This window comes from Lachnoanaerobaculum sp. OBRC5-5, from assembly GCF_000296385.1.
Taxonomy (GTDB): domain Bacteria; phylum Bacillota; class Clostridia; order Lachnospirales; family Lachnospiraceae; genus Lachnoanaerobaculum.
The window spans coordinates 1,864,780-1,886,503 of the sequence record NZ_JH815185.1; the positions used below are offsets into that span (position 1 = coordinate 1,864,780).

Here is a 21,724-nt window from a genome sequence, read left to right on the forward strand (position 1 = left end):
TCATGATTCCCCCTATCTTAAGACTTATCCCAAAAGCTCAAGCAATTCCTCTTTTGAAATATTTGCCAAGGATATGCCCTCTTCAAAGTTTAATACTCTGTCAGCCAAATCCTTCTTTGACTCTTGAAGCTTAACTATCTTCTCTTCTATAGTTCCCTTTGCAATAAGTCTGTAAACCGTTACTTTATTTTTTTGCCCTATTCTGTGGGCTCTGTCTGTGGCCTGATTTTGTGCCGCAAAATTCCACCACGGATCATAGTGAATAACTATGTCGGCACCTACAAGATTAAGACCTGTACCTCCCGCTTTCAATGAAATAAGGAATACATTTGTATCGTCATTATTAAAATCATTTACAAGCTTGATTCTTTTTTCTTTACTTGTAGAACCTGTAATAACGTAGCTGCTTATATTTTCTTCTTCAAATCTCTTCTTTATTATATCAAGCATTGAAGTAAATTGTGAAAATAAAAGAATTTTATGTCCTGCTTCTATACCGCTCTTTACAAGATCGATACAGGTTTCAAGTTTTGCTGAATCTCCGGTATAATCTTCAAAAATAAGCCCCGGATCGCAGCAGATTTGTCTTAGCTTTGTAATCTCCGACAATATTATCATCTTTGAACTGTTATATTCTTCATTGCCGTTTAATACATTTTTCAGTTTGGTAAGCTCGGTATCATATGCCAACTGCTGCTTTTTATCAAACCTTGATACTCTGACTTCTTCTATCTTATCCGGCAAATCCGTTGCCACCTCGGACTTAAGCCTTCTAAGTACAAAAGGACTGATCATCTTTGAAAGAAGCTTTGCGCTTTCATCATTACCGTCTTTTACTATCGTATTTTCATACTTTGATTTGAATGAATTATAACTGTACAAAAATCCCGGCATTATATAATCAAAAATACTCCAAAGCTCACTTAATCTGTTCTCTATCGGTGTTCCGGTCAAAGCATACTTTACATCAGCTTTCACAGTTTTTACCGCCTTTGCAACTCCGGTATTTTGATTTTTTATAAACTGGGCCTCATCAATTATCTGATGAGAAAATCTCATATCATGATACAGTGAAATATCTCTTCTTAAGGTATCATAAGAACTTATATAGATATCAAAAGCTTCATGCTCTTCAATACTTTTTTGCCTTTCTTCTTTGGCGGCCGCAAGTACACATACTCTAAGTTCACCCTTTGTATCAAATTTTGATATTTCCTCACTCCAATTATATACTAAAGATGCCGGACATACTATAAGAGCTTTTTTAAGCCTTCCGTTCTTTTTTGCATCTATCAAAAGAGATATAATCTGCAGGGTCTTTCCAAGTCCCATATCATCTGCCAAAATTCCGCCAAATCCCAGCTCTTCCACGGAACGCAACCATTTAAAGCCTTCTTTTTGATATTTCCTTAAAACATTTGACACTTCAGCCGGCGGAACAAAGTCCATGGATTTTATATTGTCAAATTTCTCAATCAGTTTTACAAAACTCTCATCTCTTCTTTCTACCAGTTCATTATGCGCTTCCATCATTTCATCAATATAGAGTGAACGATACAAAGGCACTGTAAGTGCACCGGCTCTCAAATCTTTCGGAGAAATTTCCAGTACATTCAGCATCTCATTGAAATTCTTCATGTACTCGGAATCCATATTTATAAAAGCTCCGCTCTTTAAACGATAATATTTTTTCTTTTTTCTGTAACTTGTAACAATATTTGCAAGTTCCTCTACACTCATATCATCTGATAAGAATTCCAGTTGCAAAAGATTTGAATTTACAGATACTCCAACTCCGGCAGCAGGCTTTTTGTATACTCTGATATTATTGAAAGCCTCACTTCCAAGTACCTTCCCGTATTTATTTAATTTATCAATACCCGAAACCTTCAGCTCATAAAGTTCCTCTTCTGTCTCTGCACTAAGGAAATTTTGCTTATCCTCATAGGGAAGATATATCTTTAAAGCCTCTATAGCCTTTTCTTCCCGTTTTTGATTTCTTAAAAGCTCATTATCATTTCTTTCAAATATTTTCCCCGATAAAATATCCACTCTGCCGCCGGTATAAGTCGCTTCCGCTCTTCCCGTTACAATGTTATCTTCCATATCAAGATAATATGTAATCTCCGGCTTTTCAGGCACAAAACTTATTGCCTCTGGAGCATTATCTACTATATTCGCATAATCTTTTATACTTGGCAATACATTGGAATAAAACCTGCCTATATTTTTTCTTCCTATTTTTATCTCCCGATATCCGTACCCCGAATCATTCATTGCTTTAAATATCTTCAAAAGATTTTCATCACATCTGTTAAGATAATTATCTTTAATGCAGTATACATAATTGTTTGATATAAACGACAGAGGAAAATCCACTTCCAGGTTTATACCTGCAAACAGATCTCTGTCATAAATAGGATTTATCTCGATAGTAATCTTTTCATTGAAATCTCTAAGTTCAATATCCGTAACGGTTTTCTTTGAGAAGTACTCTGTTGTAAGCTCTACTTTTTCTCCGACAAGTAAGTTGTAAATATCATCTATATTTGCTCCGTCTACCTGTATTTTTGATACATTAAGACCTGTCTTTACATAGTCAAGCAGTTTATAGCTTATAGAAGCCTCTGTATCCACAAGCTCTTCAATAAACTTTACATATTTTATACTCTTATCGTCAAATGCCCCATAGCCAAGCTTAACACTGTCGTTTTTCCCAAGAGGATAAATTTCATTATCTCTTAGTGCATCAACAAAATTTCTGTAACTTTTTATCTGCACGAGCTTTTTTCTGCCGATTTTAAACTGTATATATAAGCTTGTATCATACTCGCTCTTATACGACATTATAAGCTTAGGTACTATATGTACAGGTTCTTCATTAATGTCGGTTTCTTCATCAAAATGCGAAAGAAAAGCTTCCCCGAAGTAATTTGTTTCATCCCCCAGCTCATGGCTGTCTAAATATGCATTTAAAAGAAACACCGTTGCAACCACATGTTCGCAGTTCCTTGTATCATTAAGGTACCCTCTGATTCTGTTTTTATCAGAACATTTCGAACAACTACAATATGCTCTTTTTAATCTGTCTTTGCCAAACTCTATATCCACTTTGCAATTTTCAGATGATTCAACCTTTGCAACCGCTATTCCGCAAACGTTAGGATCCTGAGTATAATATCCGTATGCATTTCCATATGATATTATACCGTCGCTTACTTCAGTCAAACGTACCTGATTGTTTTTTATCAGCTCTTTAGCCTTCTTTGCAGTATCGGCAGACATAGAAAGGCTATCTATAATAGCCTCTCCGTCGAAGTATTTATAAATAGCCTTTTTCTCTTCCGTATCCGAAGCGGATATCATATCCGCCTTTATATTTTCCATATCTTCTTTTTCTTTTTTTAAATCAGCGGCTGTTTTCACGCCGTCAAGAAAACGAAAATCCATTTTTATTCCTCATTCTTTAATATATCAATAGCAGCACTAAGCTGATTGTCGGAATCAGTTCCTATCTTTGCACCTTCATTTAAATCCACCTCTAAATCAGGCTTTATTCCTACCTTATGTAAGTCATAACCTGACGGAGGATAGTAATGCTGTGTAGTAATTTTAACTGCCGTACCGTCTCCAAGCGGAAGTACATTTTGTACTATACCCTTACCGAATGTGGTTTTTCCTACCACTGTACCCCACTCAAAGTCTCTGAATGTGGCTGTAAAAACTTCCGATGCGGATGCCGAGTTCTCATTTACAAGTACAACCATAGGAATCTTCAACTCATGACTTCCGTCAGAATAATACTCCTCTCTTTTTCCGTACTTGTCTTCCGTATATAAAACCAATCCGTCAGGCAGTATATAATCAAGCATATCCACCACCTGATCAAGCAATCCTCCCGGGTTTCCACGAAGGTCCACTATCAGCTTTGTCATTCCCTGTGACTGCAACGACTCTATATTTGATTTAAACTGCTCCGAGGTAACCGCATCAAACTGACTTACAGCTATATAGCCGATATTGTTATCAAGCATTTTACCTGCTACGGTCTCCACCTCTATAGATCTTCTTGTAAGGTCAAGTTCAACTTCTTTTCTTTCATCACCTCTGAGGACTGTCATTTTAAAACTTGTGCCCTCTTCACCTCTGATTTTGGTCTTTACAAGTATATCCATATCCGTTCCGGCAACTTCTTCACCGTCTATTTTATAGATAATATCTCCGACCTGAAGCCCCGCATCATTTGCCGGACTGTTATCAAATATCTTTACAATGGTGATAATCTTGGTATTCGGATTTTGTGAAACCACGGCACCAATACCTGAGTACTTACCCTCGGTATCTTCATTGAGCGCCTTGTATTCCTCCTTTGTATAATATACCGTATAAGGATCTCCAAGTCCGTTCATCATTCCGGCGTAAATACCGTCTTCCAACTTTGTCATATCTTCATCAAACAGAAAATACCTGTCTATGATATTTTGTAAAACCGATGTCTTTTCTTCTATTTTTTTATAGTCCAGCTTACTGTTTCTCTTTAAAAACAGCGAAAGTACATTTCCGTTATTGAATGCAAAAGCAAATCCTACATATACCAAAACAAACGATGTCATGATTCCCAGAATAAATCCTATAACCCCGTTCATTCTCCCTTTTCTTTTTTGATTTCTTTCCCGATTCCTATCATCTCTTAGGCCGGAACCGTTTGCACCGGCTCTTCCTTGTTGTCTTTCATTGATATATTTCTCATAGTCATCTATTTCACGATGCTCAAACATATAACACCTCCATTTTCTCTATCCCCTACTATATCACACATTAAAAATAAAGGGGAGATATAAATCTCCCCATATACTAATTTATTAAATTTTATTTTCAAACTTAGTAGCCGAGTTTATCCATGTATGACATATACTTTACAACCATCAATGCGATCTTAAAGGTGATTGCATCCTCAAACATTCTAAGGTCAAGTCCTGTACTCTTTTGAAGCTTATCCAAACGATATACCAAAGTATTTCTATGGATAAAGAGCTGTCTTGATGTTTCGGATACATTCAGACTGTTTTCAAAGAATTTGTTGATTGTAGTAAGTGTCTCTTCATCAAGATCCTCAGGATTCTTTCCGTCAAATATCTCCTTGATAAACATCTTGCAAAGAGGTATAGGTAACTGATAAATAAGTCTTCCTATTCCAAGTCTTGAATATGCAACAATGTTCTCTGCAGCATAGAATATCTTACCTACATCAAGTGCCATCTTAGCTTCTTTATAAGACTTTGACACCTCTTTGATCTCATTTACTATAGTTCCGTAAGCAACTGTAACGTTCAAGATTCCGATAGAATTAAGCTCATCTATAACAGATCTTGCCACCCTGTCCAAATCCTCGTATGCAGATCCTTCCTTCATCTCTTTTACAAGAATGATATCTCTCTCATCAACAGCCGTAACAAAGTCCTTATTTCTTGATGCAAAAAGAGCTTTTACAGCTTCAAGGCTTGATACATCTCTCTCATTCTTTGTTTCAATGATATATACCACTCTTCTTACAGTAGTCTCGATATGTAATTTCTTTGCTCTGTTGTAGATATCTACAAGCAGCAAATTGTCAAGCAAGAGATTCTTTATAAAGTTGTCTTTATCAAATCTCTCCTTATACGCTATAAGAAGGTTCTCTACCTGGAATGATGCCATTCTTCCCACCATATAGGTGTCATCGGTTGTTCCCTCAACCATAAGAACATACTCAAGCTGATGCTCATCAAAAATCTTAAAAAACTGGAATCCTCCTATTGCCTGAGAGTCTGCGAGAGAACTCGCAAATGTACTTACCTGTAATCCGTAAGTATCGGCCTCGGCAAAAGTTGTTGCTAAAACCTTACCCTCAATGTCACAAACACAAAGTTCTGTTCTCGTAATACTCTTTAAACCATCTATGGTATTTTGAAGAATCTGGTTTGAGATCATATAATTATCTCCTTTACTCTATTACTTTTCTCTACCATCTCATACAAAAATCAGAATGAGACAGTCATTAATCAGCCGTCATATTTGACAACAATTAATTTTCGAATCCGATCTGCTCTAAATACCTGATAGCAGATATTAACAAGTTTCACATAAATAATAATGCATTATCACAAGTAAATCAATAGGAAATACGATTTTTTTAATTTGTTTATGTAATTTTGCCCATACATAATAGGGTATACGAGTGTTCTATTAAAAATTTACCATATCTATAAAGAACGTCATGTGCCGTTTTCACTTATTGTAGATATTATATAAAAACTTTAAAAGTTTATTTCACCGGTAAATACATACTCGGCCTTACCTCTCATATATATCTCATCACCGACAAGACTGATGTCAAGATTTCCTCCAAGCAGGTGAACTCTTACGGTAGTTTCACATAATCCTCTTTTCATTGTGGCAAACGCACTTGCACATGCTCCCGTGCCGCAGGCAAGAGTTTCTCCGGATCCTCTCTCCCATACTCTCATATGAATATTCTTTCTGTCTTCTATATAGATAAATTCGGAATTTACCTTTTGCGGAAATCTCTCATGTTTCTCATAGTACTCGCCGACATTTTCAAGATTCATCTCTTTAAGTTCTTTCAAAGAATCTACATAATATACGGCGTGCGGATTTCCTATATCCACTCCTATAAACTCTTTCTCTTCACCGTTTATCAATATCTTCTCAGGAAAATCCGATGTAATTTTTGCCTTGCCCATATTTACATTAATATATTCGGCAACACCGTCTTTTGGTTCCACTTCAATGTACTTAATGCCTGCGCCTGTTTCCATGGTAAACTTTTCAGACTTCACATAGCCATGGTCGTATACATATTTTGCCACACATCTTGAGCCGTTTCCACACATAAGCCCCCTACTTCCGTCGGCATTGTACATATCCATCTTTACATCCGCTATATCTGAAGGGCATAAAAGTATCAGACCGTCACTGCCGATACCGAAATGTCTGTCACTTACCTTTATAGCAACCTCACTTGGATTTTCCACCTTTTCCTTGAAGCAGTCCACATATACATAGTCGTTTCCCGCTCCCTGCATTTTTACAAACTTCATAAAATTCTCCATCTATATTTATTCCTTACCACCATATAACAAACAAATCTTTTTTGCCGTATTGATAATGGTTTCTCCGTTTTTCATACTGCTGATCTGCAAATATTTATGTGCCTCAGGCTCAGTCATATTTTTATACTTTATCAAAAGTTCCTTGGCTTTTTGTATAGCCATAAAATTCTTGCTGCCACGCTCTTCCTGCTTTTTCTTTCTTTTTCTCTCATAATAAAGTTTATCCGATATTTCACTCACCTTTTTTACCAGTTCTATTACTTTAAAAGGCATCGGTAAAAAGTTTATATCTTCATCCGGGTTTTCATCAAGCTTACCGGGTGAACACACCAGCAAAAGCTCGCAGGTTTCATTCATATTCTCCTTAAGCTCCATATATTGCATATCATTAAGCTGATAAGCACAGACCACAATGCCATAATCAATATCGTCAGACAGATTTATTGCCTGAGCACCTGATGCCACCACTCCGACAATAGAATATCCGTTTTTTATCAAAATCGACCTCAAAACCTTGCTGTCACTAGGATTTGGAAATGCAATGATTATATCTGACATTACTGTCCTTTCTCCTTGATTAAAAACTGAAAAAGTTCTTTACTAGAATCTTTCCAGATATTTCTTAATCTCCCAGTCTGTTATAGCATTGTTAAATTCGTTCCACTCGATTTTCTTTGCCTCTATGTACTCATCAAATATTTGAGCTCCAAGTTTTTCCTTCACAAAATTTGAATTTTCAAATTCATCTATTGCCTCACTTAATGTATCCGGAAGCTTTTTAATATTATAATTTTTTCCCGAGTACATATTTTCATTAATGGCATCTTCAAGCTCCATATTGTTTTCAATCCCGTCCAGTATTGAATATATAAGCATCGCAATACAAAGATACGGATTTGTAGCGGAATCCGGGCTTCTAAGTTCAAGTTTTATCTGATTGTTTCTTTCTGTCGGTATTCTAAGAAGAGCACTTCTGTTTGAATTTGAGCTCCACGACACATAGACCGGTGCATCAAAATTCGGCTTCAATCTCTTATAAGAATTTACCAAAGGATTATTTATAAGTGATAATTCCCTTGCATGATGAAGAATTCCCGCAATTGTTGATTTTGCCTTTGAACTTAGCCTTGCATTATCTTCAAATATATTTTTTCCGTTATCGTCAAAAGCGGATATTTTAAAATGCATTCCGCTTCCGTTTTCATTCTCAAAAAGTTTCGGCATAAAGGAAGCACTGAGACCATGTCTTTTTGCCAAAGTTTTTACCGCCATTCTGAATGTCTGAATGGCATCGGCACATTTTAGCGCATCCTGATCCGTAAAATCTATCTCATGCTGTGCCTTTGCTATCTCATGATGTGAAGACTTTATCTTTATACCCATCTCTTCCAAAGTCAGCACAATATCTCTTCTGATATTTTCAGACATATCAAGAGGGCCGATATCAAAATAGCTGGCCTTTTCCTTTACATTCAAACTCACTTCACCTTTATCATCAGTGTTAAGCAAAAAGAATTCGCACTCGGCTTCAATAAATATATTAAGTCCTAACTGCCTTGCTTTATCATATGCATCAAGTAATACCGCCCTCGGGTCAGCTTCAAAAATGCTTCCGTTCGTTCTGTGAATATTGCAGATAAATCTTGCAACCTTACCCTGCTGCGGTCTCCATGGAAATATACAAAACGTGGAAAGATCCGGATGCAAATACAAATCCGAATCTTCTATAGGTGCAAATCCCTTCACACTTGAACCGTCAAACAGAATTTTATTTTCAAGCGCATCCTCAAGCTGGCTTGCAGTTATTGCGATATTTTTCAAAGTTCCGAAAATATCGGTAAACTGCAATCTGATAAATTCTACATCTTCCTCTTCAACTATGGCAAAAATCTCTTCCTTCGTCATCGCTCACCTTTTCTTTAAAACTTATTAAGCACCCTTTTTAACCTTTCGAGTGCATCATCAACATCTTCTTTTGAAATAATAAGCGGCGGAATAAATCTCAAAACATTGCTTCCGGCATTGATAAGTACCATTTTCTCATCAAGGAGCGCATACTTTATAATATCGGCCACAGGTCTGTCAAACTCCATACCGAGAAGCAATCCCTTTCCTCTGACTTCCATTATAAAAGGATATTCCTCTACCATACCCTCAAGTTTTTCTTTGAGATAATCTCCCACTGCTTTTACATTTCCTGTTATGTCGTCTTCCTTAAAGATATCCAGCACCTTGGATGCCACCGCACATACCAAAGGATTTCCTCCATATGTAGAACCGTGGTCTCCCGGCTTTAGTACACCGCTTGCCTTACCCGATGTCAAAAAGGCACCTATAGGCACACCGTTACCAAGTGCCTTTGCTACCGTCATAACATCAGGCTTGATGCCGTATTCCTGCCAGGCAAAATACTGTCCTGTTCTTCCCATTCCACATTGAATCTCATCCAAAATCAATATCAAATCATGTTCATCCGTAAGCTTTTTGATACCTTCAAGAAACTCTTTAGTTGCAGGATGAATTCCACCCTCACCCTGTACCGTCTCAAGTATTATAGCACAGGTTTTGTCACTAACAAGATTTTTTACAGACTCTATATCATTATATTTTGCAAATTTTACTCCCGGAATCAGCGGATAAAAATCCTCTCTGTAATGCTCATTTCCCGTTACAGAAAGCGCTCCGAGGCTTCTGCCGTGAAAGCTTCCTTCCATAGCAATTATTTCAAATCTGCCGCCTGTCTTTGTACCGTATTTTTTTGCAATCTTTATCGCACCCTCTATAGCCTCGGTACCTGAGTTTGTAAAAAACACCTTTTCCATTTGGCTTATTTCAAGAAGCTTTTGTCCCGCCTCTATAACCGGCACATTATAAAAATAGTTTGATATATGCCAAAGCTTATCAGCCTGATCCTTCAGGGCTTCATTCACTCCTTTATAATTATATCCCAGTCCCTGCACAGCAATACCGGCAAAAAAATCCAGATATTCATTTCCGTCGGTATCAAAAAGCTTTATTCCGTCACCGTGGTCAAAAACAACCTGATACCTGTTATATGTCTTTAATAATAATTGCTCGGCGCAATCTATTGAATCTTTCATCTTCATAACTGATCTCCTACTATCATGGTACCTATACCTTTGTTTGTAAACATTTCAAGCAAAAGGCAATGCGCAACCCTGCCGTCTGCAATCGTCACCCTGTTTACTCCGTTTTTCACCGCATCCACACAGTTTGAAAGCTTCGGCAGCATACCTCCGCCCATCTGTCCGTTTTCTATAAGTTTTTCAATCTCGCTTATACTTATCTTTTCTATCAGGCTGCTCTTATCATTAAAGTCTTTGTATACACCTTAAACATCCGTAAGAAATGCCAGTTTCTCGGCCTTCAGTGCCTTTGCAACAGCACATGCCGCATCGTCAGCATTTACATTGTAGCTTGTATACTCCTTATCAAAACCTACAGGGCATATAACAGGTAAAAAATCTTTTTCCAAAAGGTCAAAAATAATATCGGGGTTTACCTCACTCACTTCTCCGACCAGACCTATGTCCTCTCCGTCCACTTCCTTTTTATGGCAATGCAAGAGCGAGCCGTCCTTTCCGCTGATACCTACAGCCTTCATTCCAAGCTCTCCTATCATCTGTACCAGCTCTTTATTCACTTTATTAAGTACCATTTCCACAACTTCCATGGTTGCATCATCTGTAAATCTTAACCCGTTTACAAAATGAGGTTCAATATTTACTTTTTCAAGCCATTTGGAAATCTCCTTGCCTCCTCCGTGGACTATAACAGGCTGCATACCTACAAGTTTTAACAGCACGATATCCTGTATTACCTTTTTCTTTAAGTTCTCATCAAGCATTGCGGAACCACCATACTTTACAACCACTATCTTTTTATTAAACGCCTGTATATACGGCAGTGCTTCAATAAGAGTTCCCGCCTTTTCAAGTAATTTATCCATAAAACACCTCTCTAGCTTCTGTAGTCCGCATTTATTTTTACATAGTCAAATGTCAAATCACATCCCCATGCCGTTGCACTAAAATCTCCCATATTCAGCTTTACCAAAGCTCTGACTTCCTTTGCAGATAATATCTTGGTTGCTTTTTCTTCATCAAAGCCTACAGATACACCGTCCTTATATATCAAAATCTTTCCGTTTTCACTCTCAAAGTAAAGCTCCATATTGTCGGGATCAAACTTTTCGCCACTGTATCCAAGCGCACAAAGAATTCTTCCCCAGTTGGCATCATGTCCGAATATTGCCGCCTTTGTAAGTGATGAGGTAACTACAGATTTTGCCAAAGTTCTTGCAGTCTCCTTAGTCTTTGCTCCCTCTACCACCACTTCAAAAAGCGCTGTGGCTCCCTCACCGTCTCCTGCAATCATCTTTGAAAGAGCGGTTGTAACGAAATTCAGATTGCTCTTAAATACCTTGTATTCCTCACTGCTTTCACAGGCTATCTTTTCATTATCCGCAAGTCCGTTTGCAAGTATTATAAGAGAATCGTTTGTGGATGTATCACCGTCTACACTCACCATATTGAAGGTATCCACCACATCTTCTCTAAGCGCCTTTAATAAAAGCTCTTTTGAAATATTCACATCTGTTGTGATAAATCCGAGCATCGTGCACATATTCGGATGTATCATCCCCGAACCCTTACACATAGCACCCATCTTTACCGTCTTTCCGGATATTTCAAACTCTATCGCGATTTCCTTTGAAACGGTATCCGTAGTCATTATGGCCTTTGCGGCTTCATTGGCAGCCTTTTCGCTCTGCTCCAAAGAATTTGAAAGCGATTCTATTCCGGCGCAAATCTTTTCTATAGGAAGCTGCATACCGATGACACCTGTGGATGCCAAAAGTATTGAATCTTCTTTGACTCCAAGTTCGGATGCAGCCTTCTTTGCGCTCTGCTTACAATGCTCCATACCCTCATCCTTGGTGCAGGTATTTGCAATACCTGAATTTATAACTATTGCATTCACATAAGTTTCACTGTCCGTTATTTTTCTGTCCCAGAGTACAGGTGCCGCCTTTACAAGATTTGTAGTATATGTTCCTGCAGATATTGCCGGAACTTTTGAAAAAAACATGGCCATATCGGTTCTGTTTTTATATTTTATATTCGCCTCGGTTGCACTTGCAAAAAATCCCTTCGGTGCACATATTCCGCCTTTTATTATCTTCATACATTCTCCTTATATATTGTTAAGATTAAATATACTCTTTATGCCAAGCTTTAAGCCTTGTATAGCCGGTTATGCTACGATACTTGAAATATTTTCCTCATTCAGTACAAGCTCATAGCTGTTTATATCCTTATTTTGCTTCCAGTTTTGACTCTTCCAAAAAATATTTCCTGCAAGATTTTGCTTGAATGCTATAAGAGTTATCTTACTTATTCCTTCGGCATTTACCCTCTCTATAGCTTCCTTTACCATCTTTGCCGCTATATTTTCTCCTCTGCATTTTGAATCCACACATACATGGTAAAACGATGCCTGCCTGCCGTCATGACCTGAAAGTATGGTTCCGACTATTTGATTATTCTTTACGGCCACAACACTAAGCCCCTTATTTCTGTCAAGAAATCTTTTTATATGTTCAAAATCATCATCAACCGCCCTGATTCTGAAGCCCTTTATACTTTTCCAAAGCGCCATCACCTCAGTATAGTCCTCTATTTTCATTGTCCTTATTTCTATATCTTTTTTCATCATATTGACATCGGTAAACTTTTTAATCCACATTCTTCATCTATCCCAAACATTAAATTCATATTCTGGATGGCCTGACCTGCAGCCCCCTTTATAAGGTTGTCAATGGCACCGGTCACCACTATCCTGTTTGTCCTCTTATCTGTTACATAGCCTATATCCACAAAATTGCTTCCCTTAACAAATCTTGTTTCTGCATTCTCATTTTTCCTAAGAAGCCTTATAAACTTCTCATTTGCATACTCGCTCTCATAGGCATTTTTTATATCTTCTTCACTTACTCCCGACTTCAATGCGGCATATGCAGTCACCAGAATTCCTCTCATCATAGGAACCAGATGAGGTGTAAAACTAATCACAATATCTTCTCCTGCCGCCTTTGAAAGTTGAGCTTCTATTTCAGGCATATGTCTGTGGCTTCCGATTCCGTAGGCCTTCATATTTTCATTTACTTCACAAAAAAGGTTGTCAACCTTCGCACTTCTTCCGGCTCCCGAAGTTCCCGACTTTGCATCTATTATAATGCTGTTTTTATCTATCAGCTTATGCTTTAACAGCGGCTGCAACGAAAGTATCGAACAGGTCGGATAACAACCGGGATTTGCAATCAGCCTTGCTTTCTTTATATCTTCACGGTAAAGCTCAGGCAGGCCGTATACAGCCTCTTTTATAAGATTTTTTGACTTGTGCTCAAGCTTATACCACTTTTCATATACATCCACATCTTTTATTCTGAAGTCCGCCGAAAGATCTATTATCTTGGCATTTGAAAGTACCTCATCATTTATATTCTCAGCCAGAAAGCCTTGAGGTGTAGCCGTAAATATAATGTCCGCTTTCTTTGACAGTTCAAAGACATTGTCGTTTTCGCAGATTTCATCTGCATATTTATACATACTTCTAAATACCTTCGAGTAACTCTCGCCTGCAAAGCTCTTTGAACCGAATCCGACTATTTTCACATCATCTCTTTGTAACAACAGTCTAATAAGCTCGGCTCCTGCATATCCTGTAGCTCCGACAATACCTACCTTTATCATAAAAACACCTCTCTTCCTTTCCCACTTTGTTATAATTACTTTTATAGTTTCATAATTATACACTTTTTATGAATAAAATCAAGGTTTCGTGCATAAAAATTTTTTGAACAAAAAAGGACACCTCTTACAGTGTCCTCATTGTCTTAAGCCTTAATAAAGCATTTACATTTTTTTATTCAAATATTTTTGAAATGTGCTTACGCTTAGATTTGCTCGTTTTGCAGCATCTTCTACTGAAATTATTCCATCTTTTACAAGCATAAGTAATGTATTTATAGCCCCTTCTTTTTTACCCTCTTTTATCCACTTGTCTTTAGATTCTTCTTTAAATATGTCGTATAACTCCTTCATTGCATCCGTCATCTTATTACCCTCCTTAACATACTTAAAATCATATTTTTCACATCATTTTTCTCCTATTAAGTCATGTTCTTTTAACACACTTTTTCCTGTGCGAATATTGGCAACTCTCCGCACCAATTCATCCATATTCTCTTTACTGTAAAAAGGATCCGTCGATACTTCGAACGGTATTCGTCTCTCTGTGTTTACCCTTGCATCATCAATTCTTAAACTATTTTGTGCCATTATTGTCTTTATTCCTTTAACTATAAAGTATTTTATTTACACTTATTTATAAAATCAGTCCAAAAGTTATCAAGTTCCAAAGCTTCCGATACTTAATGATAAAATCATTTATTATCATTAATATAGCTAAGATAAAAACTCAATATCAGGTTACTTAAAAACTTATTACAAATACTTTTATATAAGTATTTTCCAATACCCCGTTCTATTTGAACCGATATGTTCTATATACCCTTTTTCTTTTAAATTGGAAATCCCACGATCTACTGCAGTCTTTCCTTTACCTATTTTTTCTTGAATCTCTCTCTTTGTAATATTGGGGTTGTTTTTTATTTCTTGAAGAATAACCTTCTGTGTTTCATTTAAATCTGAATAACTTACAACTTTATTACCCTCTTTATTACCCTCTTTATTACCCTCTTTATTACCCTCTTTATCATACATAGTATTAATCCAATTAAAAGGAATCTTTACTATAATAGAGTTTTCTCTGAATTCAAATGCTTCTTTTCCATATTTCTCTGTAATTTTAGGAACACCTCTACCTGTCTTCTCACTGATATGCAGTTGTAAAAAAATCTCAGACAATTTTTTATTAACAGGAATGGACTCACCTAAAAAGAATCCTTCTACAGTCTGTCCCTGTGGTATTGTTCCTCTTGATAAAATCTCCATCCTGTCAGAGTAAATCGTTACCATGGGTTCATTCATTTCTACCCACTTATTGTGTAAGAAGGCATTAATTATAGCTTCTCTAAAAGCATCTTTATCAAATAGAGGCACTTCTTTCCTTTCCACAACTCTATCCGCCTCATCTGCTTGTATAATGTTTAACACATCCCCATATCTTAATATTTCATCTAATGTATATAACAAGCACTGAAATCCGAATTCACGTACTGAATACATATTGTCAGATTTACTTTTTCCTGAGAATATAGCCACTCTAACAGGAATATGTGAATTATCTGATAGCAGCTGTGCCATAATATTATACTTACCATCCGGTGTATATAATCCCAGGTTCTTTTTATATTGTGTGGTATTCAGTTTTATTCCCTTTGCTCCATAATAAATTATCAGCTTTTCAAAAGATAGTTCTTGATACTCACTTGCTGTATTCTCTATTGTTGGAAATCCGGTTCTCAAAATAGAAAATAAAAAAGATTCTTTTTCCGGATACTTTCTCAGCTTTTCCTTGCTTGATCCGATTCTTATATATCTCTCTTCCGAAAAAGAAGTAGGTATTGTCTTAGCTGCCGGAATAACCAATACAACCACTCTCTTATCCCCTAAATAAATTTCTTCAAAGTGGAAATTAACATCAGGATATATTTGTCTGGCTAGAAAGTGCTTTAAAGGCTCTCCTTTCACATCTTGATTCGGATCGAATTTAGTTCCAACCGGTTCATGCGTCTTATCATGAATCCCCCATATAAAGTATCCACACTCCCTACCTTCATAGGCTGAACTATTTGAAATTGCGGATATGTATTCTCCCAATTCCCTCGGATCATTCCAATTTTCTTTAAACTCAAACCACTCACGTTCCGTATCATATTGTCTAAGTTCATCAATTTTTGAAATCAATGTGCTATTCATATTATTTTACTCCCGACAATTTACTACTACATATATTAGATTATATCACAATGGTGATAGACCATACAATGTAACAAAACTACTACATTTCACTTATGAATATTAATAAGTGAATAAGCACATGTAACACATTTTCACGTATCACCTCTATTTTGAAGTTTTCTTTGAGTTCATACCTCTTTTTTAAAAACTTGGAGTTATCCTCATATAGTTGCCCTGTTTGATTATCGAAACCATCTGTGATAACTCATGAGATAAACCTTATGATTAACTAAGAGGTTCATCAGTAACTACTCACCTTGTAGGCTTTCACAAAGGATTGACAACCTGTCTGTCATAATAAAAAGGACACCTTTTACAGTGTCCTCATTGTCTTAAGCCCTAATAAAGTATTTACATTTTTTTATTCAAATATTTTTGAAATGTGCTTACGCTTAAGTTTGCTCTTTTTGCAGCATCTTCTACTGAAATTATTCCGTCTTTTACAAGCATAATCAATGTATTTATTACACCCTCTTTTATCCACTTGCTTTTAGACTTTTCTAATACTTCCTGATCAAAATCCTCTTTAAATATGTCGTATAACTCCTTCATTGCATCCGTCATTTTATTACCCTCCTTAACATACTTAAAATCATATTTCATTTTAGATGTTACAGGAAAATTGTCACTGTAACAATCATCTTTTGTAAAAACTCCCATCAGTTCGGATAGTATAGTACCGTCATTTATATTGGCACTGATATATATTTCTTTGAGCCCGTTGTAAACTTCTCTATTGCTTCCGGCTATCACCCTTTTTATTAAATATGAGCTCTTGTTTTCTTTAAATATATCAAAATTACAAATATATATCATGCACACTTCCGGCACATTCTCAAAGCTTTCGCCTTTTTTCATCAAGCTTGTAGTCAATACACTGCTGTAATATCTCACTCTCTTTTGATGATTTACATTATCGGCATTTTGAACCTCAATATTCACTCACCTTCCGTCTTTTAACTCACAATAAGCATCAAGTATAACGGAGCGTCTTTCTATATTAGTTATAGCATATTGCGACTTATTATTTAAGACTTTCAGATGATAATCTTGCAAAAATATCCTTAATATTTCTTCACAAAACTCCTTATTCTCTGCCATCTTTCTAAATATAATATCGTCAATGGGATTTAACTTTTGTACATATTCTTTGAATTTTTGTATAGACCTGTCAGACATAAACCTCCTTTATAAATAGAACTTTTTAAAATTAGAAAATATAAGAAATGTAGATATAAAATTATTAGATATAATGAACTGCCCTTTTAATTATTATAATAAATGCTATTGATTAAATCAATATACTTGATAGAAATATAACATTCTGTACTATAACCAACATATAAAAATATTTCAGATTTTGGAGGTTTAACCTAGATTATTCATGTCAATGCCATGAAAGTGGCTTAAAGCCTCATTATTACTATGTTTTTACTAAATATTACCATTCACTTATCAAGTGAATGAAAAAAGAGCGTCCATTTGTGGTAAATTTAAGGTGCTAAAACTCAAAAATCACACAAAGGAGCCCTCTATGAGTATTGTAAACACCTTATCACTTGAAAGCAATAGAAAAATTAAAATTAATTTCGATGGAGGCGATTTATCCTCCGATGCAGGCTTACTTCTTATAAAAGAATTCGTAAGTAAACTTGGCATTGATAAACTTTTCAGTCAATCATTTAAAACCAATGATTCTGCATTATTCCGTTATCATACTGATAAAGAAAACCTTCTTCAGATGATATATATGATCATTGCAGGCTATTTTGAAGATGACACTTCAGATGAACTTACAAATGATCCTGTGTTTAAAGCAGTGCTTAATAAAGACACTTTAATCACAACCGACTATTTCAAGATTTCATAATCGAATGGATGAAGATTCTCTGAATCAGTTCCTTTCAATAAATCAAATTCTTCGAAAGAAAGTTTATAGTATTCAGATGCCTGAAGCTATCATTTTAGATTTGGATTCAACACTTCTTAATGCCTACGGCAAGCAGGAAGGCAGAGCATTTAACTTTCACTATCAAAGTAACGGTTACCATCCGCTTGTTTGCTACGATGGAATTACCGGAGATTTAATTAAAATTCAGCTCCGGGATGGAACTCAGTATTCAAGTACAGGGGTTGTGGACTTTCTTCAGCCTATACTTGATGAATATCTTGAAGACTTTCCGGAAATTAAACTTCTCCTTCGCGGAGATAGTGGCTTTGCAACACCGAGTTTATATAAACAGTGTGAAGAAAACGGTACCGGCTATGTAATTCGTTTGAAAGAAAATGCTGTACTTCGTGATAAGGCATCATATCTTGTAGATGAACTTGATGAAATCACAAAAAACAACAAAGTAGATTATGCTGTAGCTTATGGTGAATTCATGTATCAGGCAGGTCCTTGGCCTTATGAAAGACGTGTTGTCTGTAAAGCTGAAAAACCTGAAAACCAAATGACATATATGTATACATTCGTTGTTACAAACATGGAGTCATCCCCTGAATATCTAATCAAGTTCTATTGTAAAAGAGGCTTGATGGAAAACTTCATAAAGGAAAGTAAAACAGGTTTTGACTTTGCCTCTGTCAGCAGTCATACAAGGATTGTAAATGCCAACAGGCTCCAAATACATGCACTTGCTTATAATATATTTAATTGGTTTAGACGATTGGTATTATCTGCAAACATGAGAAAACAACGTATTGATACTGTCCGTCTAAAACTGCTAAAGATTGCTGCAAAAATAATTCGTTCAGCAAGGTATATAACATTTAAGCTGTGTAGCAGTTGCCCATATAAGAATGAGTTCTATGAGACTCTATCCAATATCAGCAAGCTATGTATACAGCTTGAATAACAATTAATAGTGAACCTTGACAGCTTAATAACTACTTGTAAACCTTACCTAGGGGAAGTCCACCCATTTTTAGGTGTATTAAGTCAGTTACAGCGTCATGGATTAAGTTTAAAGATTTATAGCACGGTACTTAATTTAAATATTGTGTCGTGAATAATTCAGGATCTTTTATAATTTTGCTCAAAAAAAAGCAGAGCAGCTTAATCCTAAGCCCTCTGCTTCTATATCCAATGCTTTATTATACCCTTAAGCATAAAGTCTCGTTATTATGCACCATCATCCAACTTCCGCAAATCTTCTTTATATGTTAATAAAGCCTACTCTAAAGATAACTTTTTTCTTTATTTTATCTATCATATCCTATCTTTTTTATTTTTTTAGGTTGAATATTTTATTAACACGATTATTCTATCATACAGTCTATGGATTGCACAATATACTAATTTAGGATTTTACTGCATTTCCTCCACCCAGGCTCTCATCTCATCAGAGCCTGCCTTTATCTTAAAAAGCTTCGCACCCATTATCCTTGCATTCGGTAAAAGTGACTGCAGCTTCTCCTTACTTCTTCCCATTCCTCCGCCTCCTGATGTGGCAAACAGGGCAATCTTTTTGCCAGAAAAGTCATATCCCTTTAAAAATGTATTTATAATATTGGGGGCTCCTCCGTACCACACCGGAAAACCTATTAAAATCAAATCATAGTCCTGTATATTTTGCAATTTACCGGCGATTTCCACATCCTTTTTTCCAAGCTTTTCCTTATTACAACGGGACAGTGGATTTACCCAGTTTATATCCGCCTTTGTATACCTGTCCTTGGCCGCTATTTCAAAAATATCTCCACTTACGGCAGCCGCCAGATTTTTTGCCACCCTCTCTGTAACCCTGCCCTCACTGGCAGTAAAATATGCTACCAATATCTTTTTCTCAATCATTGTACTTTATCCCTTCTTCAGCCATCGGCTGTTAAAATTTATATTTTCTATAAAGACTTTATCATCTTCTGTTTTCTTCAATCCATTTCTTTGCAAAGTCCACCAAATCCCTTTGCCTCATTAATCTAATTTCACAATTTCCCAATTTAACTTTTTTTACATCTCTCTCCCTTTCAAAGGCCTCTCCGATTTCATTAAAGTCCTCTCCGTTCACATACAAAGTTTCATAGGCTTTCCACACCCTTTTACCCTCTTCCATGACCGCACTGTGCTCAGTCACATTATGCTTCCCTCCATAATTTGCAACAGTATCCGCCAGATGAAGTGAGGTGTTCTTATCATAGCCCACACCTATTAAAAGCACCTTTCCGTCAAGTTCATACAGTCTCCCCACCGGTGAAGCCTTGCCTAAAATGTCTGACAGGTCATGATTTTTTGTTAAATACAGGGCATTCTTTCCCCATGCCGCAACCGATCTTGCCGGATGATCGCTTCTGACAGTGCCTTCCCACAGGCGAAACATTTCAGCCACCGCACCCATTGTATTGGTGGGGGTAAGCTTTTTATCATATGCCGGCCAGTTATCCCTTATAATCTGCCAATACTTCCTGCCCACAGTCCAATGTACCCCCGCATCGGGATTTTGAAATGTGCTTACGCTTAGGTTTGCTCTTTTTGCAGCATCTTCTACTGATATTATTCCGTCTTTTACAAGCATAAGTAATGTATTTATAACACCTTCTTTTATACCCTCTTTTCTACCTTCTTTTTTACCCTCTTTTATCCACTTGTCTTTAGATTCTTCTTTAAATATGTCGTATAACTCCTTCATTGCATCTGTCATCTTATTACCCTCCTTAACATACTTAAAATCATATTTCATTTTAGATGTTACAGGAAAATTGTCACTGTAACAATCATCTTTTGTAAAAACTCCCATCAGTTCAGATAGTATAGTACCGTCATTTATATTGGCACTGATATATATTTCTTTAAGCCCATTATCAACTTCCGTATTACTTCCGGCTATCACCCTTTTTATTAAATATGAGCTCTTGTTTTCTTTGAATATATCAAAATTGCAAATATATATCATGCACACTTCCGGCACATTATCAAAGCTTTCGCCTTTTTTCATCAAGCTTGTAGTCAATACACTACTGTAATATCTCACTCTCTTTTGATGATTTACATTATCGGCATTTTGAACCTCAATATTCACTCGCCTTCCGTCTCTTAACTCACAATAAGCATCAAGTATAACAGAGCGTCTTTCTATATTAGTTATAGCATATTGCGACTTATTATTTAAGACTTTCAGCTGATAATCTTGCAAAAATGTTCTTAATATTTCTTCACAAAACTCCTTATTCTCTGCCATCTTTCTAAATATAATATCATCAATGGGATTTAACTTTTGTACATATTCTTTGAATTTTTGTATAGACCTGTCAGACATAAACCTCCTTTATAAATAGAACCTTTTAAAATTAGAAAATATAAGAAATATAGATATAGAATTATTAGATATAATGAACTGCCCTTTTAACTATTATAATAAATGCTATCGATTAAATCAATATACTTGATAGAAATACAACACACTTTATACTTGATAGAAATACAACACACTTTTGATTTCTCTTAAATTTATTGACTAATTACTCTTTTATAAATTTTCTCAACAAAAAAGCCCCGGTTTCCCTGGGACTGAAAATCAAAATAAATCACTCATCAAATCTTTTACACTATCAAAAGGGCCGTATAAGTCTTCATTATTTTTAGCAGACTACATAGCTTTATATGTG

15 protein-coding genes and 3 pseudogenes are annotated in these 21,724 nt (G+C 36.1%); 1 reads left to right on the forward strand and 17 read right to left on the reverse strand.

The genetic code is table 11. The annotated features are described in order from the left end of the window. Positions 1-24: 24 nt before the first annotated feature. The 15 genes and pseudogenes from HMPREF1135_RS08835 to HMPREF1135_RS08905 all read right to left on the reverse strand — a co-directional run bounded on the left by HMPREF1135_RS08835 (position 25) and on the right by HMPREF1135_RS08905 (position 17,299). Entirely contained in the window at positions 25-3,450 is a 3,426-nt protein-coding gene (locus HMPREF1135_RS08835) for a DEAD/DEAH box helicase (RefSeq protein WP_007594348.1), read from the reverse strand. A gap of 2 nt (positions 3,451-3,452) precedes the next feature. Continuing rightward, the gene (locus tag HMPREF1135_RS08840) at positions 3,453-4,778 is read right to left on the reverse strand and encodes a S41 family peptidase (RefSeq protein ID WP_007594351.1); all 1,326 of its coding nucleotides are present in this window, start codon (positions 4,776-4,778) and stop codon (positions 3,453-3,455) included. Positions 4,779-4,881: 103 nt separating this feature from the next. Next, complete coding sequence (locus tag HMPREF1135_RS08845) at positions 4,882-5,970, reverse strand: PucR family transcriptional regulator (RefSeq protein WP_007594353.1); 1,089 nt, start codon at positions 5,968-5,970, stop codon at positions 4,882-4,884. A 326-nt stretch (positions 5,971-6,296) separates the two neighbouring features. Further along, complete coding sequence (gene dapF, locus HMPREF1135_RS08850) at positions 6,297-7,100, reverse strand: diaminopimelate epimerase (RefSeq protein WP_007594354.1); 804 nt, start codon at positions 7,098-7,100, stop codon at positions 6,297-6,299. A gap of 18 nt (positions 7,101-7,118) precedes the next feature. After that, positions 7,119-7,670 (reverse strand): ANTAR domain-containing response regulator, encoded by a 552-nt coding sequence (locus HMPREF1135_RS08855; protein ID WP_007594356.1) that lies wholly within the window; start codon positions 7,668-7,670, stop codon positions 7,119-7,121. A gap of 42 nt (positions 7,671-7,712) precedes the next feature. Then, the gene (glnA, locus tag HMPREF1135_RS08860) at positions 7,713-9,017 is read right to left on the reverse strand and encodes a type I glutamate--ammonia ligase (protein ID WP_007594358.1); all 1,305 of its coding nucleotides are present in this window, start codon (positions 9,015-9,017) and stop codon (positions 7,713-7,715) included. Positions 9,018-9,031: 14 nt separating this feature from the next. Further along, positions 9,032-10,219, reverse strand: a complete 1,188-nt coding sequence (locus HMPREF1135_RS08865; RefSeq protein WP_007594359.1) for an aspartate aminotransferase family protein — start codon at positions 10,217-10,219, stop codon at positions 9,032-9,034. After that, positions 10,216-11,082, reverse strand: a pseudogene (argB, locus tag HMPREF1135_RS08870) (acetylglutamate kinase). The gene HMPREF1135_RS08865 and the pseudogene argB overlap by 4 nt, the downstream one beginning before the upstream one ends. An 11-nt stretch (positions 11,083-11,093) precedes the next feature. Then, positions 11,094-12,320 carry a bifunctional ornithine acetyltransferase/N-acetylglutamate synthase gene (argJ, locus tag HMPREF1135_RS08875; RefSeq protein ID WP_007594362.1) on the reverse strand — a complete coding sequence of 409 codons (1,227 nt, stop codon included), beginning with the start codon at positions 12,318-12,320 and terminating at the stop codon, positions 11,094-11,096. Positions 12,321-12,389: 69 nt separating this feature from the next. Continuing rightward, a complete protein-coding gene (locus HMPREF1135_RS08880; RefSeq protein ID WP_051007202.1) occupies positions 12,390-12,881 on the reverse strand; it encodes a GNAT family N-acetyltransferase in 492 nt (163 codons plus the stop codon). Next, positions 12,848-13,888, reverse strand: coding sequence for an N-acetyl-gamma-glutamyl-phosphate reductase (gene argC, locus HMPREF1135_RS08885; protein ID WP_007594364.1), 1,041 nt, complete (start codon positions 13,886-13,888; stop codon positions 12,848-12,850). The genes HMPREF1135_RS08880 and argC overlap by 34 nt, the downstream gene beginning before the upstream one ends. Positions 13,889-14,050: 162 nt before the next feature. Beyond that, positions 14,051-14,251, reverse strand: a complete 201-nt coding sequence (locus HMPREF1135_RS08890; RefSeq protein ID WP_007594365.1) for a helix-turn-helix domain-containing protein — start codon at positions 14,249-14,251, stop codon at positions 14,051-14,053. Between the two features lie 42 nt (positions 14,252-14,293). Next, positions 14,294-14,476, reverse strand: a complete 183-nt coding sequence (locus HMPREF1135_RS08895) for a hypothetical protein (RefSeq protein WP_007594371.1) — start codon at positions 14,474-14,476, stop codon at positions 14,294-14,296. A 177-nt stretch (positions 14,477-14,653) separates the two neighbouring features. Next, positions 14,654-16,078: an RNA-binding domain-containing protein gene (locus tag HMPREF1135_RS08900; protein WP_007594373.1), complete on the reverse strand. Its 1,425-nt coding sequence runs from the start codon at positions 16,076-16,078 to the stop codon at positions 14,654-14,656. 393 nt (positions 16,079-16,471) lie between these two features. Further along, a pseudogene (locus HMPREF1135_RS08905) lies at positions 16,472-17,299 on the reverse strand (Rpn family recombination-promoting nuclease/putative transposase). 355 nt (positions 17,300-17,654) lie between these two features. Here HMPREF1135_RS08905 and HMPREF1135_RS13775 point away from each other — a divergent pair. Next, positions 17,655-18,978, forward strand: a pseudogene (locus tag HMPREF1135_RS13775) (IS1380 family transposase). A gap of 452 nt (positions 18,979-19,430) precedes the next feature. On the opposite strand, the gene HMPREF1135_RS08920 reads toward HMPREF1135_RS13775, so the two are convergent. Further along, on the reverse strand, positions 19,431-19,916 hold the full coding sequence (locus HMPREF1135_RS08920; RefSeq protein WP_007594383.1) for a flavodoxin: 486 nt from the start codon (positions 19,914-19,916) through the stop codon (positions 19,431-19,433). A gap of 61 nt (positions 19,917-19,977) precedes the next feature. Then, complete coding sequence (locus tag HMPREF1135_RS13780; RefSeq protein WP_007594391.1) at positions 19,978-21,375, reverse strand: Rpn family recombination-promoting nuclease/putative transposase; 1,398 nt, start codon at positions 21,373-21,375, stop codon at positions 19,978-19,980. Positions 21,376-21,724 lie beyond the last annotated feature (349 nt).

Coding starts and splice junctions, on each gene's coding strand:
- HMPREF1135_RS08835 (WP_007594348.1), bottom strand. CDS start 3,450: ATGGATTTTCGTTTTCTTGACGGCGTGAAAACAGCCGCTGATTTAAAA.
- HMPREF1135_RS08840 (WP_007594351.1), bottom strand. CDS start 4,778: ATGTTTGAGCATCGTGAAATAGATGACTATGAGAAATATATCAATGAA.
- HMPREF1135_RS08845 (WP_007594353.1), bottom strand. CDS start 5,970: ATGATCTCAAACCAGATTCTTCAAAATACCATAGATGGTTTAAAGAGT.
- dapF (WP_007594354.1), bottom strand. CDS start 7,100: ATGAAGTTTGTAAAAATGCAGGGAGCGGGAAACGACTATGTATATGTG.
- HMPREF1135_RS08855 (WP_007594356.1), bottom strand. CDS start 7,670: ATGTCAGATATAATCATTGCATTTCCAAATCCTAGTGACAGCAAGGTT.
- glnA (WP_007594358.1), bottom strand. CDS start 9,017: ATGACGAAGGAAGAGATTTTTGCCATAGTTGAAGAGGAAGATGTAGAA.
- HMPREF1135_RS08865 (WP_007594359.1), bottom strand. CDS start 10,219: ATGAAGATGAAAGATTCAATAGATTGCGCCGAGCAATTATTATTAAAG.
- argJ (WP_007594362.1), bottom strand. CDS start 12,320: ATGAAGATAATAAAAGGCGGAATATGTGCACCGAAGGGATTTTTTGCA.
- HMPREF1135_RS08880 (WP_051007202.1), bottom strand. CDS start 12,881: ATGTGGATTAAAAAGTTTACCGATGTCAATATGATGAAAAAAGATATA.
- argC (WP_007594364.1), bottom strand. CDS start 13,888: ATGATAAAGGTAGGTATTGTCGGAGCTACAGGATATGCAGGAGCCGAG.
- HMPREF1135_RS08890 (WP_007594365.1), bottom strand. CDS start 14,251: ATGACGGATGCAATGAAGGAGTTATACGACATATTTAAAGAAGAATCT.
- HMPREF1135_RS08895 (WP_007594371.1), bottom strand. CDS start 14,476: ATGGCACAAAATAGTTTAAGAATTGATGATGCAAGGGTAAACACAGAG.
- HMPREF1135_RS08900 (WP_007594373.1), bottom strand. CDS start 16,078: ATGAATAGCACATTGATTTCAAAAATTGATGAACTTAGACAATATGAT.
- HMPREF1135_RS08920 (WP_007594383.1), bottom strand. CDS start 19,916: ATGATTGAGAAAAAGATATTGGTAGCATATTTTACTGCCAGTGAGGGC.
- HMPREF1135_RS13780 (WP_007594391.1), bottom strand. CDS start 21,375: ATGTCTGACAGGTCTATACAAAAATTCAAAGAATATGTACAAAAGTTA.